Origin of the sequence: Agrobacterium sp. MA01, from assembly GCF_009650195.1 — a bacterium.
GTDB lineage: Bacteria > Pseudomonadota > Alphaproteobacteria > Rhizobiales > Rhizobiaceae > Allorhizobium.
Genome location: NZ_CP045854.1, coordinates 1133738 through 1147714, shown reverse-complemented (window position 1 = coordinate 1147714; position 13977 = coordinate 1133738). Strand labels below are relative to the sequence as shown.

Genomic DNA, 13977 nt, shown 5'->3' with positions numbered 1-13977 from the left:
GAAAAAGCGCGCCAGTCGAGACGACTGGCGCACGTTCATCCTACAGTCAGATCAAGACTTAAGTCTGATCTGTTGACGATTAGTAATCGTCGCTCTTTTCCGGCGGAACAAGGCCTTCGATACCGGCAAGCAGCTCTTCTTCCGACATCTGGTCGAAGGTGAGCGTTTCCGGCAGTTCGTCCTCTTCCTCGCCCTTGCCGGCGGTGCCGGTATTGGCCAGCATCGAGCTCGGCTCCTGTTCCGGCTCGTCGACTTCGACGTGCTTCTGCAGCGAATGGATCAGATCTTCCTTCAGGTCGTCGGGCGAGAGGGTCTCGTCAGCGATTTCACGCAGAGCGACGACCGGGTTCTTGTCCTTGTCGCGATCGATGGTGATCGGCGCGCCCTGGGAGATCTGGCGGGCACGGTGGCTTGCGAGCAGAACGAGCTCGAAGCGGTTCTCGACTTTGTCGATGCAATCTTCAACGGTGACACGGGCCATTGCCTGTCCTTTGCGATCTTGAATGCGTGGGATTGACGGCTGCGATACAGGCAATGGCAGGCAAATTCAAGTTTTTCGTGCTGGCACCCTGCCAAGCCCAAAAATGAAGGCCGGAAAAGGCCCTCAATACACCACATTTCAACCGCAGGCTGCTTGGATTGCACCTGACGATGCCCTAGATAGATTTTTATATGATCATTTCATAATGTAAAACTGTGATCATAACTGGAGGGGCAAGGTATTGTTTTGATTGCCGATTGCCGAGACTGTTCATATTTGACGTAAGGATATCGAAATGTTCGACCCCCGTGAAAAAATTGCACTCTTCATCGATGGCGCCAATCTTTATGCCGCGTCCAAGAGCCTCGGCTTCGACATCGATTACCGCAAGCTCCTGAAAGCCTTCCAGAAGCGCGGCTATCTCCTGCGCGCCTATTACTACACCGCTCTCATCGAGGACCAGGAATACTCCTCGATCCGCCCGCTGATCGACTGGCTGGACTATAACGGCTACAAGGTGATCACCAAGCCGGCGAAGGAATTTACCGACTCCATGGGCCGCCGCAAGGTGAAGGGCAACATGGATATCGAGCTTGCCATCGACGCGATGGAACAGTCCGAAACCGTCGACCATCTCGTGCTCTTCTCCGGCGACGGCGATTTCACCACGCTGGTCGAAGCGCTGCAGCGCAAGGGCCGCAAGGTCTCTGTCGTCTCGACCATGGCGACGCAACCGCCGATGATCGCCGACGACCTGCGCCGCCAGTCCGATCACTTCATCGATCTGATGACGCTGAAGGCCGAAATCGGCCGAGACCCGTCGGAACGCGGCACCCCGCGCGCACCGGAACCGGCAACGGCGAGCGAAGACGAGCACTGAAGCAGGGCTGCCGGCCTTGCCGCTGCAGACCGGCGATTGCGGTCGATCGAGCGGCGAGAAAAAATCGGCGCCCGATTTTCGGCGGCACGGTTGAGCGGGGTGGGTTATGGTGCCGCCATGCTGTTCCAAAAACCCGACCACGACACCCTATACGACGCCCTTATCCGCCGCGATCCGGCCCATGACGGCCTGCATTTCGTCTGCGTGACCTCGACACGGGTCTTCTGCCGGCTGACCTGCAGCGCCCGCAAGCCGAAATCGGAAAACTGCATCTTCGAGGACACGATCGCCGCCTGCCTCGGTTCCGGATTCCGTCCCTGCAAACGTTGCCGACCGACGCTGCATCACGGCGGCAACGATCCGCTTGTCGCGGGCCTCGTCGAAGCCCTGGAAGCCGATCCGTGCCGACGCTGGAGCGAGCAGGACGTGATCGCCCGCGGACACGATCCCTCCACGGTGCGCCGGGCCTTCAATCGCCGTTTCGGCATGAGCTTTCTGGAAATGGCGCGCCTGCGCCGCCTTGGCAGCGGTGCCGACACATTGTCCGGCGGCGAGAGCGTGATCGAGGCGCAGCTCGATGCAGGTTACGAGTCCGGCAGCGGTTTTCGCGCGGCGATCACCCGGCTCTTCGGCACGGCCCCGGCTGGCCTACGCGGCCAGGCACTGCTGAAGGCGGATTTCCTCGAGACACCGATCGGCACGATGGTCGCAATCGCCGACGACCATGCGCTGCATCTGCTGGAATTCACCGACCGCCCTTCACTCTCTTCCGAGATCGCACGGCTGCAGGCCCGCCAGAAGCTGGGCGTGATGCTCGGCAAGATCCGCGTCATCGAACAGGTCAGAGACGAGATCGACCGCTACTTTAGCGGCCAGGGCACCGACTTCACGGTCAGGCTCGCGGGACATGGCAGCGCCTTCGAGCGCGACGTCTGGCAGGCCCTGCGGGACATTCCGGCCGGCGAGACGCGCAGCTATTCCGGGATCGCCGCCGATCTGGGCCGGGAGAGCGCCGTCAGGGCCGTGGCCCGCGCCAATGGTGCGAATCAGATCGCCATCATCATTCCCTGTCACCGGGTGATCGGCGCCGATGGAGGCCTCACCGGCTATGGTGGCGGGCTCTGGCGCAAGCGCTGGCTGCTGGAGCACGAGCGACGCATGGCATTGTCTTTGCCATCGACGGGCGCAATCTCCGTCGACACATCCGCGTCGCACCGGCGGCACATGCAATCCCTGACCACGCCTGAAGCCATGCCTTCCGGACAGATCAAGGACTGATCAAACGACCGCAAGCCGAACGCCTCCCGAACATGCGACCGCAACGGCGGCGCGTGCCCGGTCGCCCATCGCCATCTAAAGCAATTGCAGCAAAAGCGCGAAGCGGTTTTGCGTCCGGAATTCCGTAAAAACAAAGAGATAGAGCATTGAAGGCGACTCCGTTTCGCCGGAAATGCTCTAGGGGATCGACACCATGCAAACCAGACACAAGGGGCTCAACGCATCCGGCATCGAAGCCTCCCAACGCGCCCCGCTCACACTTTTGATGACCGCTGTCGCATGGCTCTTTCGCCACCGCGCCCAAGGACCGGTCAACTACGTGAATCACCTCGATGCGCACGGGCTGAGGGACATAGGGCTCGACGCGCAAGATGCCGCCCGGATCCCCTCGACGGCGCGTGCGGATGCGTTGCGTCTGCTGATGATGCGGGGTAGCCTGTGAATGGGGGGACGGCCGCGGCCGTCGCTCACATCGCCTCGAAAGCGATAGCCTGCGCGCCCTGCCAGAGAACCATTTTCCCCATGGCCTCCAGCTGCTCTGCACCCTTGGTCACCGTCAGGAAATGATTGCCGGCCAGCACGCCCATCTTGCTCGCAAACTGCGAGGAGCCATAGGCGAAGAGCAGTTCCGTTTCGCTGAAGCCGCCGGGATATAGCAGGATGTCGCCGCGCGAGGGATGGGCCGTGTGGTTTTCGAAACCTGCCCCGAACTGGAAATCGCCGAGCGGCACCCAGACCGCCTCGCCCGACCAGCGCGAATGGATCGCCTGGTTGCGGAACGGCAGGAAGCTTTCGAAGATGCGGCAGGTCTCGGGCGCCTTTTCGCGTTCGAAACGGGCCTCGAAGACGAAGGGGCCGACGGTGAGTCTGAGGAATTCCAGGGACATGCCACTCAACCCGTCTTCATCAGGCGCTGCTTCTGGCGGTTCCAGTCGCGTTCCTTCTCGGTCTCGCGCTTGTCATGCAGCTTCTTGCCCTTGGCGAGCGCAAGCTCCAGCTTCGCCCTGCCCTTCTCGTTGAAATAGATCTTGAGCGGCACCAGCGTCATGCCTTCGCGATTGATCGAGGCGCGAAGGCGGTTGATCTCGCGCTTGGACAAAAGCAGCTTGCGACGGCGGCGCGGCTCGTGATTGAAGCGGTTCGCCTGCAGATATTCCGGCAGATGCGAATTGATCAGCCAGATCTCCTCACCCTCGTCGGAGGCATAGGATTCGGCAATATTGGCCTTGCCCTCGCGCAACGACTTCACCTCCGTGCCGGTCAGAACCAGACCCGCCTCGTAGGTGTCGATGATCTCATAATTGAAACGCGCCTTGCGGTTCTCCGCGACAATCTTGTTGACGGTGCGCTGCGAGCCTCTGGGGGCCATGGTCAAATCTTCCGTTTCGCCCGGGATTTTGTCGTGGATCGCCTGCGCCCGGGCGGGGCGTGGCTGTTGTCAGGGATATGTAATGGAGGATGGGGGGGAAATAAAGGTGGATGAGGATTTGGGGCGGGGGATGGCGCCTCGTATGGCGACCGGGAACCCTGGCTTGGTTGCATGGCGCGCCGAATTCTCCCGTCAAAGCAGCTGCATCAGAACTCCCAGCAACCGTTTTTGGGAGGAACCCTCCGCATGCCTTCATTTGCGTCGACTTTAAAAAAGCGTGGTGCAAAAAAGACGGCGTCGAACTCTCATTGCTTCAAGGACACAAGATGAAATTCCATCGCCTTCGTACTGGTATGCTGGCCATCGCTTTCGGCATCGCGGCTAACGGCATGACCGTAACTGCGGCTCATGCCGATGAATTCTCGTTCACCGCCACGAACTCGACCAACACAGCTATCACCCAGCTATTGGTGTCCGAAGACAAGGCTGAGTGGGGTTACTTCGACATCGGAAGCGGCATCAAGCCGGGCGAGACCGTCGACCTCGCTTGGGATCAGAGCACCAATGGCGACAACTGCACGCAGTGGGTCAAGGCCGCCTATGCCGATGGCAGCGAGTCGGAGCCTACCAAGTTCGATTTCTGCGAAAGTGGACTTGAGCTCGAATTCTGATCGGATTCTCGTCGGTTCATGAAAAACTGGCAGGTTACTTTCGGTAACCTGCCTTTTCTTTTGCTGGGTGCGGATCTAGACGGCGCAACCTCGCCTCCTCATCCCCTCAGTTCAGCAGTCCCGCATGCTTCAGCGCCGCGTCGATCGCGGCTCCCGTCGAGGCCTCCAGCGTTGCCAACAGCGGCAGGCGCCCCCCCTCACCCATAGGTGACCTTGCGCAGCAGCAGTTCCAGCGGGCCGTGGCCGAAGCGGCTCGCGAAGGCGACGACCGGGAGCATGGCGAGGATTGTAACGGCGAAGGACAGGGCAAGCAGCGTAAGGTTGCCGAGCGTGCCGAACAGGCCGAGGCCATAGCCGCCAAAAAGGAGGCCGGCGAGCAAGCCCTGGGTGACATAGCAGCTCAGCGAGTTGCGTCCCGCGAGCAAGAAAAAGCGGGGAAAGCGGACACGGTCCGACAGGCTGAGGATCAGGCCGAGATAGGCGGTGGCGAGGATCGGACCGCCAAGGGCGAGGCTGCAGAAGCCGAGAGAAGAAAGGACGGGGCTTGCCTCGCCGAACGCGCCGCTCGCGACATAGAGAGCATTGATGGTAAGGCCGAGGACGAGCAGCGGCAAAACCTTGCGGCGCAGATTTTTTGCCAGGGCATTTCCGCTTTCAAAAAGACCGTTTCTGGCGGCGACGATCCCGGCGAGGAAGGCGGCGAAAGCCAGATGCCCCTGGAAGAGCAGGAGGAAGAAGAAAGTCTGCGGCCAGTCGCGCCAACGGGTCAGGACCGTCTCGGTATTGCTGCCGCCGAGATTGGGATGGGCTGGCGGAAGCGGGATTTCCGCGAAGAGGACGGCGAGCACCATGAGCGAGAGGGCGGCCACAGGGATCATGCCGCCGGCGATCAGCAACAGCCTGCGGCTGGTAGCGCCCCTGACGGCCCAGGTGATCAGACCGAGCATGGCATAGAGCAGGAGAATATCGCCCGAGAAGACCAGAACGGCATGCAGGGCGCCGAACAGCGCCAGCATGGCGAGACGCCGGGAAAAGCGGCGGGCAAAGGAAGCGCCCGCGCGCTGAGCGGCCTGGATCTGGATCTCCATGCCCCAGCCGAAGACAAAGGAGAACAGCAGGAAGAACTTCGCCTGGAACACCAACTCCACAAGATAGAGCGCGACCCGGTCCATGGCGGCGGCCGGCGCCACCAACATGGTCTCCATGGGCTGCGCCATGAAGGGCAGATTGACCACGGCGATCCCGATAAGCGCCACGGCGCGGACGACATCCACCGCCTGGTTGCGGTCCTGAGGCATTGAGGGTACTCCATTGAGCGATTGCTCTACGTTATTGAGCGACCGCTCAATCTGTCAAGTGGAGGCGCCCGTGACCGGCAAGCCTGAGATCGACATGCCCCTTGTGACCCGAAACGGCACGCCCGCGATCAGCAAGCGGGAGAGGATTTTTGCTGCCACGGTCGAATTGTTGCTGGAGGAGGGGCTCGTTGTCGTTCAGACCCGTGCGGTGACCGAGCGAGCCGGTGTCGGGACCGGCCTGCTGAACCACTACTTCCGCTGGCCGGAACTGCGCGCAGCAGCCTGGAGCGTCATTTTCGCTGACATTGCCGAGGATATGCGGCGAGCCAAGGAAAGCCCGGCACAATCGCTCGACCGCTTTTTCAAGGAGAGCTTTTCGCCTGAGGCACAACCGATCTGGCGCCTGTGGATGGAGGCGGAAAGTCTTGGCTCTCAAGACGAATGGCTGGCAAAGGCCGTGGAGACGGCACGCCATCGGCTGCGGGACGGGCTCACGGCACTTCTCGTCGAAGGCCTTGCAGAACAGGGCCTGTCACTCGCCTCCCCGCGCGATGCAGCGTTGCGGCTTGAGGCCTTGCGCGACGGGTTGATTGGGCTTTTGCTGGCTCGGGATCGCGAGATCGACAGCGCAAAAGCCGAGGCCCATTTGCGCGAGGCCTTGCGTCGGGAGACCTGACCGCCGTCTGATCAGATAAGATCAGGTCGAGGCCGTTGCGCTCGCCGCCTGGGCGGCGAGCGGTCATCCCCTCAATTCACTAGTCCCGCATGCTTCAGGGCCGCGTCGATCGCGGCTTCCGTCGAGGCCTCAAGCGTTGCCAACAGCGGCAGGCGGACGGTGCGGTTCATGCCGCGGGTGCGGTTCAGCGCATATTTCGCGCCGCAGAGACCGGGCTCCAGGAAGATCGCCTTGTGCAGCGGCATCAGGCGGTCCTGGTAGGCGAGTGCCTTCGTATAATCGCCGGCCAGGGTCGCTGCCTGGAATTCCGCACAGAGGCGCGGGGCAACATTGGCCGTGACCGAAATGCAGCCGGTGCCGCCATGGGCATTGAAGCCGAGTGCGGTTGCATCCTCGCCCGAGAGCTGGACGAAATCCAGGCCACAGGTGATGCGCTGGTCGGAGACACGCTCGATCTTGCCGGTCGCATCCTTCACACCGACGATGTTCTTGTGCGCCTTGGCCAGCGCGCCCATCGTTTCCGGCGACATGTCGATCACCGAGCGGCCGGGAATGTTGTAGATGATGATCGGCAGCGCGACGGCTTCTGCGATCGCCTTGTAGTGCGCGATCAGGCCCTTTTGGGTCGGCTTGTTGTAATAGGGGGTGACGACGAGCAGCGCATCGGCGCCGACGGCTTCGGCATGCTGGGCAAGCTCGATGGCCTCAAGCGTGTTGTTGGAGCCGGCACCGGCGATCACGGGCACGCGCTTGTTTGCCACTTCGACGCAGAGCTCGACCACGCGCTTGTGTTCGGCATGGGAGAGGGTCGGCGATTCACCCGTGGTGCCGACCGGCACGAGACCGGAGGAGCCTTCGGAAATCTGCCATTCGACATGGGCGGCGAAGGCTTGCTCGTCGACAGCGCCCTCTTCAGTGAACGGCGTGACGAGCGCGGGAATGGATCCCTGATACATGCAATGAACTCCTCGGGGGCCGACATCCACGCTTCGGCCGCATTCTCAGATTAAATCGGGGGCACATTACTTCGCACCATCAGGTGCGACAAGCGCATCTGCAGGAGATTTGTGACAGTTTTCCGAGGCTTCGTTCGAGAGAATGTGATCGCTGGCTTTAGGCTTTTGTTAACCGCGTGCTCGGCCTACTCTCTCGTGTGATGCCATGGGTTATAGTGTGTGGATGAAGATGTCGCTGCCTTATCGTTCTGTCCTCGGTCTCGGTCTTGCGCTCGTCCTGTCGTCGACGAGTGCGCAGGCGCTTTCCGACGTGCCTGTGCCGCCTATGAAGCCGCTCGGCTTTGCACCGAGCAAGGCGGCACCGCCGTCGCTTGAGACCACCGGCGCCATTCCGCGCGGCGAGCGGCTGGCTGCCGCCAATCCGCAGCTGAAGTCCGGCCTTGATGCTCTGTCTGATCGCAAGGGCGCCCAGGCGATCGCGATCCGCGACCGCATGCCCGCCGGGCTCGACCGGCAGATGCTGACCTGGTCGATCGCCATGTCCGGCTTGAGCGACGTACCGGCGGCCGAAATCGCCGCTGCCCAGCGGCAGCTTCAGGGCTGGCCAGGGCTCAAATCCTTCCGCGCCAATTCTGAAAAGGCGCTTTTCCGCGAAAATCCGGCGCCATCCGCCGTTCTCTCCGCCTTCGGCAATACCGCGCCGGAGACGACCGAAGGCACGATGCTTCTGGCACGCGCGCATCTCGCGACGGGTGACCGGAGCAAGGCTGCAAGCCTGATCCGCAACCTCTGGCGCACGGAGGGCCTGGACGAAGCGACGGAAGATCGGGTGATGGGTGAGTTTTCCGGCCTGCTGCGGCCCGCCGATCACCGCGCCCGCATGGATTATCTGATGTATCGCGAGCGGGTGGGCCAGGCGAAGCGCTTTGCCTCGCTCGGTGAGGCGCAGTCGCTCTACCGCGCCTGGGCAGGGCTGATTTCGAAGGCCGACAATGTCGGCGGGCTGATCCAGGCCGTGGATGGCAAGTGGCGCAACGATCCGGCGCTGCTCTTCATCCGCATTGAAAACCTGCGCCGCCAGCAGAAATTCGAGGACGCGGCCAAGCTACTCTCGCAGATGCCGCGTGATCGGGCCGAGCTGATCAATACCGGCGCCTGGTGGGACGAACAGCGTATCATCGCCCGCGGGCTTGCCGATCAGGGTCAGGTCCGCGAGGCCTATCGCATCGTCTCCCGGCATGTGGCGACTCAGCCAACCGATATTGCCGATGCGGAATTCCATGCCGGCTGGTTTGCACTGCGCGCGCTGAACGATCCGGATACCGCGAGCCGGCATTTTGCCCGCATCCTCGAGGTTTCCAACCGGCCGCTGTCTGCCAGCCGCGCCTGGTACTGGCTGGGTCGCGCCGCGGAAGTGTCGCGCGACCGCAAGGCGCGCGAGTATTTTGCCCGCGCCGCCGAGCATTCCAGCACCTTCTATGGCCAGCTCGCCGCCGCGCGCCTCGACCGGCCGGGGATCGAGATCCCCTATCCGCGTCCAAGCCAATCCGATCGCAACCGCTTTGCGCAGCGCGAAGCCGTTCAGGCGATTGCCCGTTACGAGGCGGCCGGTCATGGCTGGCGGGCGCAAAGCCTCTACCGTGCGCTGGCCGATCAACTGGAGAGCCCTGGCGAACTCGCTATGTTGAGTGCAAGGGCGGAGAAATCCTCCGGCGGCCATCAACTGGCGCTGCAGATCGGCAAGACCGCCTATTCGCGGGGGATCGACGTGCCGGCGCTGGCCTTCCCCGTCGGCGTCATTCCGTCCTCGGCCAATATTGCCGGCTCCGGCAAGGCACTTGCCTATGCCATTGCCCGCCAGGAAAGCGCGTTCAACCCGACCGCCATCTCGCCGGCGGACGCACGCGGGCTCCTGCAGCTTCTGCCGTCGACCGCAAAGGCTGTCGCGCTACGCCATGGCCTTGCCTATCGCCCGGAGAAGCTGACCAATGATCCCGGCTTCAATGCCACGCTCGGCGCCCATTATCTGGGCGAGCAGATCGACCGCTTCGACGGCTCCTATGTGCTGACCTTCATCGCTTACAATGCCGGCGCCAGCAAGGTGCCGGGCTGGATCGAGCGTTACGGCGATCCGCGTGGCAAGTCGATCGACGAGGTCGTCGATTGGATCGAGCGGATCCCCTTCCCCGAGACGCGCAACTACGTCATGCGGGTGATGGAGAATTACCAGGTCTACAAGAGCCGGCTTGGGCAAAAGACCGACATCGTGCACGACCTGCGCTTCGGCCGGTAAGCGCCCGGCCCTGTCCATTATTGCCTGGTGACCGGCGGTGAAGGCTCCGCTAGGCTCTCTTTCGACACAGCGAAGGAGAGCCGCATGGCCGATGTTATCGACCGCCTCATCACCGTTCCCGACGGACTCAACCTGCATGTGCGCATTCATGGCGCAGACAATGGCGGCACGCCAATCGTCTGCCTGCCTGGGCTCACACGCAATGTGCTCGATTTCGAAGATCTCGCGCGGATGCTGGCAGCTCCGCCCTATGATCGGCGGATCATCGCGATCTCCTCGCGCGGCCGCGGCCTGTCGGATCGGGACCCGCAGCCGGAGCGCTACACAATCCCGGTCGAAGCGGGCGACGTGGTCAGCGTGCTCGACGCCTTGGGCGTAGACCACGCCGCCTTCATCGGCACCTCGCGTGGCGGCTTGATCCTGCATGTGCTGGCCATGACGCATCTTCACCGCATCGAAAGGCTGGTGCTCAACGATATCGGGCCCGTGCTGGAGAGGGAGGGGCTGAGGCAAATTCAGGGCTATCTCGGCACTCGGCCTGCGCCTTCAAGTTATGCCGAAGCGGCTGACATACTCAAGGCCACCCATGGCGCAGAGTTTCCGGCGCTGAGGCCGGACGACTGGGCCGGCATGGCGCAGGCGCTCTACCGCGAGATCGATGGAAAGCTCACCGCAGATATTGACCAAGCCATCGCCGCGCAGTTTCGCGCCGCCGACTTAAGCCAGCCCTTCCCCGACCTCTGGGCGCAGTTTGCGCTGCTTGCGGACAAGCGAGTGATGGTGGTGCGGGGGGAACACTCGCGGCTTCTGTCCCGCGCCACGACTGATGACATGGCTCAGCGACATGCCCAATGCACGGTCGTCGAGGCCAAGGGACAGGGCCATGCTCCGCTGCTGCATCTCAATGGGCTTGCAGAAGCGATCGGCACGTTTCTGGGCAGCTGAACCCTGCCGCAGATCGCGCACCAGCGATCGTCACAAAACCTCTTCAAAAACGAAAAGCCCGGCACAAGGCCGGGCTTCCCTTATTCGATCTGGAGATCGAATTAGAACGAACGGATCAGGCGAACGAAGCCGGTCCACTCGCCGCTGTCGGCCTTGTTGTAGTCAACAGTGGTGTCAACCTTGAGGCCCGAAGCAACAGCGTAGGAAGCCAGAACGCCACCGGTTACGTAGTCGACGTTGTTGAACTGCTCAACAAAGTTGACAGACGGGGTGATCGTCAGCTTTTCGGTTGCCTTGAAGCCGTAAGCAGCGCCAACGGTCCACTCAACGGTGCCGACGTAAGCCGACGGGTCGGAAGCCCAACCAGCGTAGAGTTCGAACGTGCCCGGGCCGATTGCAGCAGCGCCCTTACCAACGACATAGCCTTCGTCAGCCTTGGTGTCGTAGCCGCCCCAGAGGGTCAGGGTTACGGCGCCGAGGGTCGTGGAAGCCAGACCCTGGATGCCGAATGCGCCGTCAGCCTGACGGAGTTCGTCAACGCCGAGACCAACGGTAAAGGCGTCAGCCGAGTAGGTGTAGCTGACCGAGTCAAACTTCGCGTTGTCGATGAACGTGTCGTTTTCGCCGGAGATGCCGATGTCGTCAGCCCAGGTCAGGAAGTAACCAGCCTTGAAGCCGCCAACGGTGATGTAAGCCTGGTCAAGGGTCACGCCCTGCGAACCATCGCTCGTGCCCTGAAGACGGATGTAGGAACCGATGGTGCCAACTTCCGAGTCGTTCTTGGATTCGATTACGAGACGGGCGCGGGTCTGGAAGTCGTCAGCGTTGCGAGCTGCAACGGTGTCGCTGGTGTTCCAGTCGTAAGCGAAACGAACTTCGCCGCCGATCTTGAGGCAGGTTTCGGTGCCGGGGATGTAGAAGTAGCCGGTGCCGAAGGCGTCGCAAACGCGAACGTATTCCATGGGCTCGGGCTCAGCAGCGACGATTGCGTCAGCAGCCTGGGCGCCGGAAACTACAGCGAGAGCTGCAGCGGAGCCGAGAAGAAGGCTCTTGATGTTCATTATTGACCTCCAGTCAATTATAGAGGTCGCACCAGGTAATTTCAGAATTTAATTCGTTTTTTCAATTGTTTGCTGGTGTCGCGTGAATCTGTTCGGCAACGCGGCGGCGAGTTGCGCGTCTCAGGAAACATGATTTCTGACGGAGCTGAGGCAGGAGGCCAGACGCACAAACTCGCGCAAAAGCTCGAGACAGTGCGAGCGATATGCAAAGTGTGATGGTGATGTGCAGGGGTAAAACAATGGCGGAGAGGAAGGGATTCGAACCCTCGATACGCTTTTGACGTATACTCCCTTAGCAGGGGAGCGCCTTCGACCACTCGGCCACCTCTCCGGTGACGCCTGATTATTTGCTTGAATCAGTGATTGCAAGGCCTTTTCTCCGCTCTCAACATTTTAGCGAGCGGTCGCCAATGCCAGGTGTTGATCCCATCACTCATAGGAAAAGCCGAATCGTTCCCGCCTCACGACATGATTCTGTCACTCGGGCGGCCATCTGCTGCCGATTTTCAGGCTTAAGGTCTGAAGCTGCCATTGTCGAAGATGCAGCTTCGAGGCGAGCCGACATGGTTCTAAATGCAACTTTTTGCGGAATCCTGTGCCAAAATGAGAAGACCACCCGCATGCGAACACCTGCCCGGCGTACCCAAGAGCTTGTGTAAGCGGCGGTTTTTTTTGGATTTTCTTAACAAAACCTAAATGGATATGGGGCGGCGCAAGGGAGTTTGTGGCCTTTCAGCAACAGGCCGGGTGGAAGGGTGACCACATTCTGTCCATTCCACTCTTTGGTGATTGCATGACCGACGGGGTTTTGTATTTTCAACCTCGGAAGCGAGGCGGTGGATCGTCCGTCTTCTGAAACCGACGGGGATGGGGCAGGGAATGCTGTCCTTCAGCCAATTAACCCAGACCCATACGAAACTTGACTGGAGGTCAATAATGAACATCAAGAGCCTTCTTCTCGGCTCCGCTGCAGCTCTCGCTGTAGTTTCCGGCGCCCAGGCTGCTGACGCAATCGTCGCTGCTGAGCCCGAGCCCATGGAATACGTTCGCGTTTGCGACGCTTTCGGCACCGGCTACTTCTACATCCCCGGCACCGAAACCTGCCTCAAGATCTCGGGTGAAGTCCGCGTTACTCTCTCGGCTAACGAGAACAACGCTCCTTACGGCACCCCGTCGAACGACACCTGGGATAGCGCAGTCCGTGCACGCCTGGCATTCGACGCCAAGAACGACTCGGAAATCGGAACGATCGGTTCCTACGTCCGCATTCAGGCTGATAGCCAGGGCGCAACGACCACAGGCGCTAACATCACGCTCGATCAGGCCTACATTACTGTTGGCGGCTTCAAGGTTGGTCGTTCGCTGACCTGGGCTGACGACTGGGGTCTGGCTGGTGAGTCTGACGACTTCTTCGGCAATGCCAAGTTCAACACCGTTTCCTACACCTACTCGGCTGATGCCTTCACGGTCGGGCTCGGCGTGGACGACCTCTCCGACCAGTTTGCTGGCAACGAAGTTGGTCTGGAAGCCGTTGGTTCCGCTTCGCTCGGCGTGGCCACTGTCACCGTGAACGGCGTTTATGACTTTGGCTCGGAAGAAGGCGCGATCGCCGGCGTTGTCGCCGCTAACGTCGGTCCTGGCACCTTCGCTTTGGCCGCCGCTTGGGCGTCTGGTCAGTCGGTTGGTTACAACTTCACTTCCGAGTGGACTGTTGGCGCGGCCTATACCTTCAAGGCAACCGACAAGCTGTCGATCACCCCGCAGGTTGTTTACTGGGATAGCGTTGGCTTCACGAATGCTGACCAGTGGGGCGCAGACCTGCTCGTTGAATACGCTCTCGCTTCCGGCCTGAAAGCTTCGGCTGACGTTCGTTACCTCGATCGCGACGGCGCTGCTGACGGCAACTGGGACGGCTTCGTCCGCCTGACCCGCTCGTTCTAATCCACAGCGATTAGCTTAAAAATGCGTGGGGTCCGGCTTCATCACGAGCCGGACCCTTCGCGCATTCCAGAATGAGCTTGAATACGCGTTCTGCCAAAGGCTTGGGCAGGATCAGCCAGGCTCCTCCT

14 protein-coding genes and 1 tRNA gene are annotated in these 13977 nt (G+C 61.2%); 8 read left to right on the top strand and 7 right to left on the bottom strand.

Translation table 11 applies throughout. The features are described from left to right. Positions 1 to 79: 79 nt before the first annotated feature. Positions 80 to 481 carry a DNA-directed RNA polymerase subunit omega gene (gene rpoZ, locus GH983_RS05555; protein ID WP_006727366.1) on the bottom strand — a complete coding sequence of 134 codons (402 nt, stop codon included), beginning with the start codon at positions 479 to 481 and terminating at the stop codon, positions 80 to 82. 295 nt (positions 482 to 776) lie between these two features. On the opposite strand from rpoZ, the gene GH983_RS05550 reads away from it, so the two are divergent. The 3 genes from GH983_RS05550 to GH983_RS05540 all read left to right on the top strand — a co-directional run bounded on the left by GH983_RS05550 (position 777) and on the right by GH983_RS05540 (position 3081). Then, entirely contained in the window at positions 777 to 1361 is a 585-nt protein-coding gene (locus GH983_RS05550) for an NYN domain-containing protein (protein WP_054150452.1), read from the top strand. Positions 1362 to 1478: 117 nt separating this feature from the next. Further along, positions 1479 to 2639 (top strand): bifunctional transcriptional activator/DNA repair enzyme AdaA, encoded by a 1161-nt coding sequence (locus GH983_RS05545; protein WP_153761871.1) that lies wholly within the window; start codon positions 1479 to 1481, stop codon positions 2637 to 2639. A 193-nt stretch (positions 2640 to 2832) separates the two neighbouring features. Beyond that, on the top strand, positions 2833 to 3081 hold the full coding sequence (locus GH983_RS05540; RefSeq protein WP_153761870.1) for a hypothetical protein: 249 nt from the start codon (positions 2833 to 2835) through the stop codon (positions 3079 to 3081). Positions 3082 to 3106: 25 nt separating this feature from the next. Here GH983_RS05540 and GH983_RS05535 read toward each other — a convergent pair whose 3' ends face one another. Both GH983_RS05535 and smpB read right to left on the bottom strand, forming a co-directional pair. Continuing rightward, positions 3107 to 3526 (bottom strand): DUF3830 family protein, encoded by a 420-nt coding sequence (locus GH983_RS05535; RefSeq protein ID WP_054150450.1) that lies wholly within the window; start codon positions 3524 to 3526, stop codon positions 3107 to 3109. Between the two features lie 5 nt (positions 3527 to 3531). Beyond that, positions 3532 to 4008 (bottom strand): SsrA-binding protein SmpB, encoded by a 477-nt coding sequence (gene smpB, locus GH983_RS05530; protein WP_054150449.1) that lies wholly within the window; start codon positions 4006 to 4008, stop codon positions 3532 to 3534. Between the two features lie 326 nt (positions 4009 to 4334). Between smpB and GH983_RS05525 the strand changes: the two genes are divergently transcribed. Next, positions 4335 to 4679 carry a hypothetical protein gene (locus GH983_RS05525; RefSeq protein ID WP_153761869.1) on the top strand — a complete coding sequence of 115 codons (345 nt, stop codon included), beginning with the start codon at positions 4335 to 4337 and terminating at the stop codon, positions 4677 to 4679. A 197-nt stretch (positions 4680 to 4876) separates the two neighbouring features. Here the strand turns inward: GH983_RS05525 and GH983_RS05520 are convergent, their stop codons facing one another. Continuing rightward, positions 4877 to 5977, bottom strand: coding sequence for a DUF418 domain-containing protein (locus GH983_RS05520; RefSeq protein ID WP_153761868.1), 1101 nt, complete (start codon positions 5975 to 5977; stop codon positions 4877 to 4879). A 70-nt stretch (positions 5978 to 6047) separates the two neighbouring features. Here GH983_RS05520 and GH983_RS05515 point away from each other — a divergent pair, with 70 nt between their 5' ends. Next, positions 6048 to 6653 carry a TetR/AcrR family transcriptional regulator gene (locus tag GH983_RS05515; protein WP_197278021.1) on the top strand — a complete coding sequence of 202 codons (606 nt, stop codon included), beginning with the start codon at positions 6048 to 6050 and terminating at the stop codon, positions 6651 to 6653. 71 nt (positions 6654 to 6724) lie between these two features. On the opposite strand, the gene dapA is transcribed toward GH983_RS05515, so the two are convergent. Beyond that, positions 6725 to 7609, bottom strand: coding sequence for a 4-hydroxy-tetrahydrodipicolinate synthase (gene dapA, locus GH983_RS05510; protein WP_153761867.1), 885 nt, complete (start codon positions 7607 to 7609; stop codon positions 6725 to 6727). A 223-nt stretch (positions 7610 to 7832) separates the two neighbouring features. Between dapA and GH983_RS05505 the strand changes: the two genes are divergently transcribed. Together GH983_RS05505 and GH983_RS05500 are read left to right on the top strand one after the other, a co-directional pair. Then, positions 7833 to 9902 carry a lytic transglycosylase domain-containing protein gene (locus tag GH983_RS05505; protein ID WP_194842830.1) on the top strand — a complete coding sequence of 690 codons (2070 nt, stop codon included), beginning with the start codon at positions 7833 to 7835 and terminating at the stop codon, positions 9900 to 9902. A gap of 84 nt (positions 9903 to 9986) precedes the next feature. Beyond that, on the top strand, positions 9987 to 10847 hold the full coding sequence (locus GH983_RS05500) for an alpha/beta fold hydrolase (RefSeq protein WP_153761866.1): 861 nt from the start codon (positions 9987 to 9989) through the stop codon (positions 10845 to 10847). A gap of 101 nt (positions 10848 to 10948) precedes the next feature. On the opposite strand, the gene GH983_RS05495 is transcribed toward GH983_RS05500, so the two are convergent. Both GH983_RS05495 and GH983_RS05490 read right to left on the bottom strand, forming a co-directional pair. Beyond that, positions 10949 to 11908, bottom strand: coding sequence for a porin (locus GH983_RS05495; protein WP_069041765.1), 960 nt, complete (start codon positions 11906 to 11908; stop codon positions 10949 to 10951). Positions 11909 to 12148: 240 nt separating this feature from the next. After that, positions 12149 to 12239, bottom strand: a tRNA-Ser gene (locus tag GH983_RS05490). A 605-nt stretch (positions 12240 to 12844) separates the two neighbouring features. On the opposite strand from GH983_RS05490, the gene GH983_RS05485 reads away from it, so the two are divergent. Next, positions 12845 to 13849 (top strand): porin, encoded by a 1005-nt coding sequence (locus tag GH983_RS05485; protein WP_153761865.1) that lies wholly within the window; start codon positions 12845 to 12847, stop codon positions 13847 to 13849. The last annotated feature ends 128 nt before the right edge of the window (positions 13850 to 13977 follow it).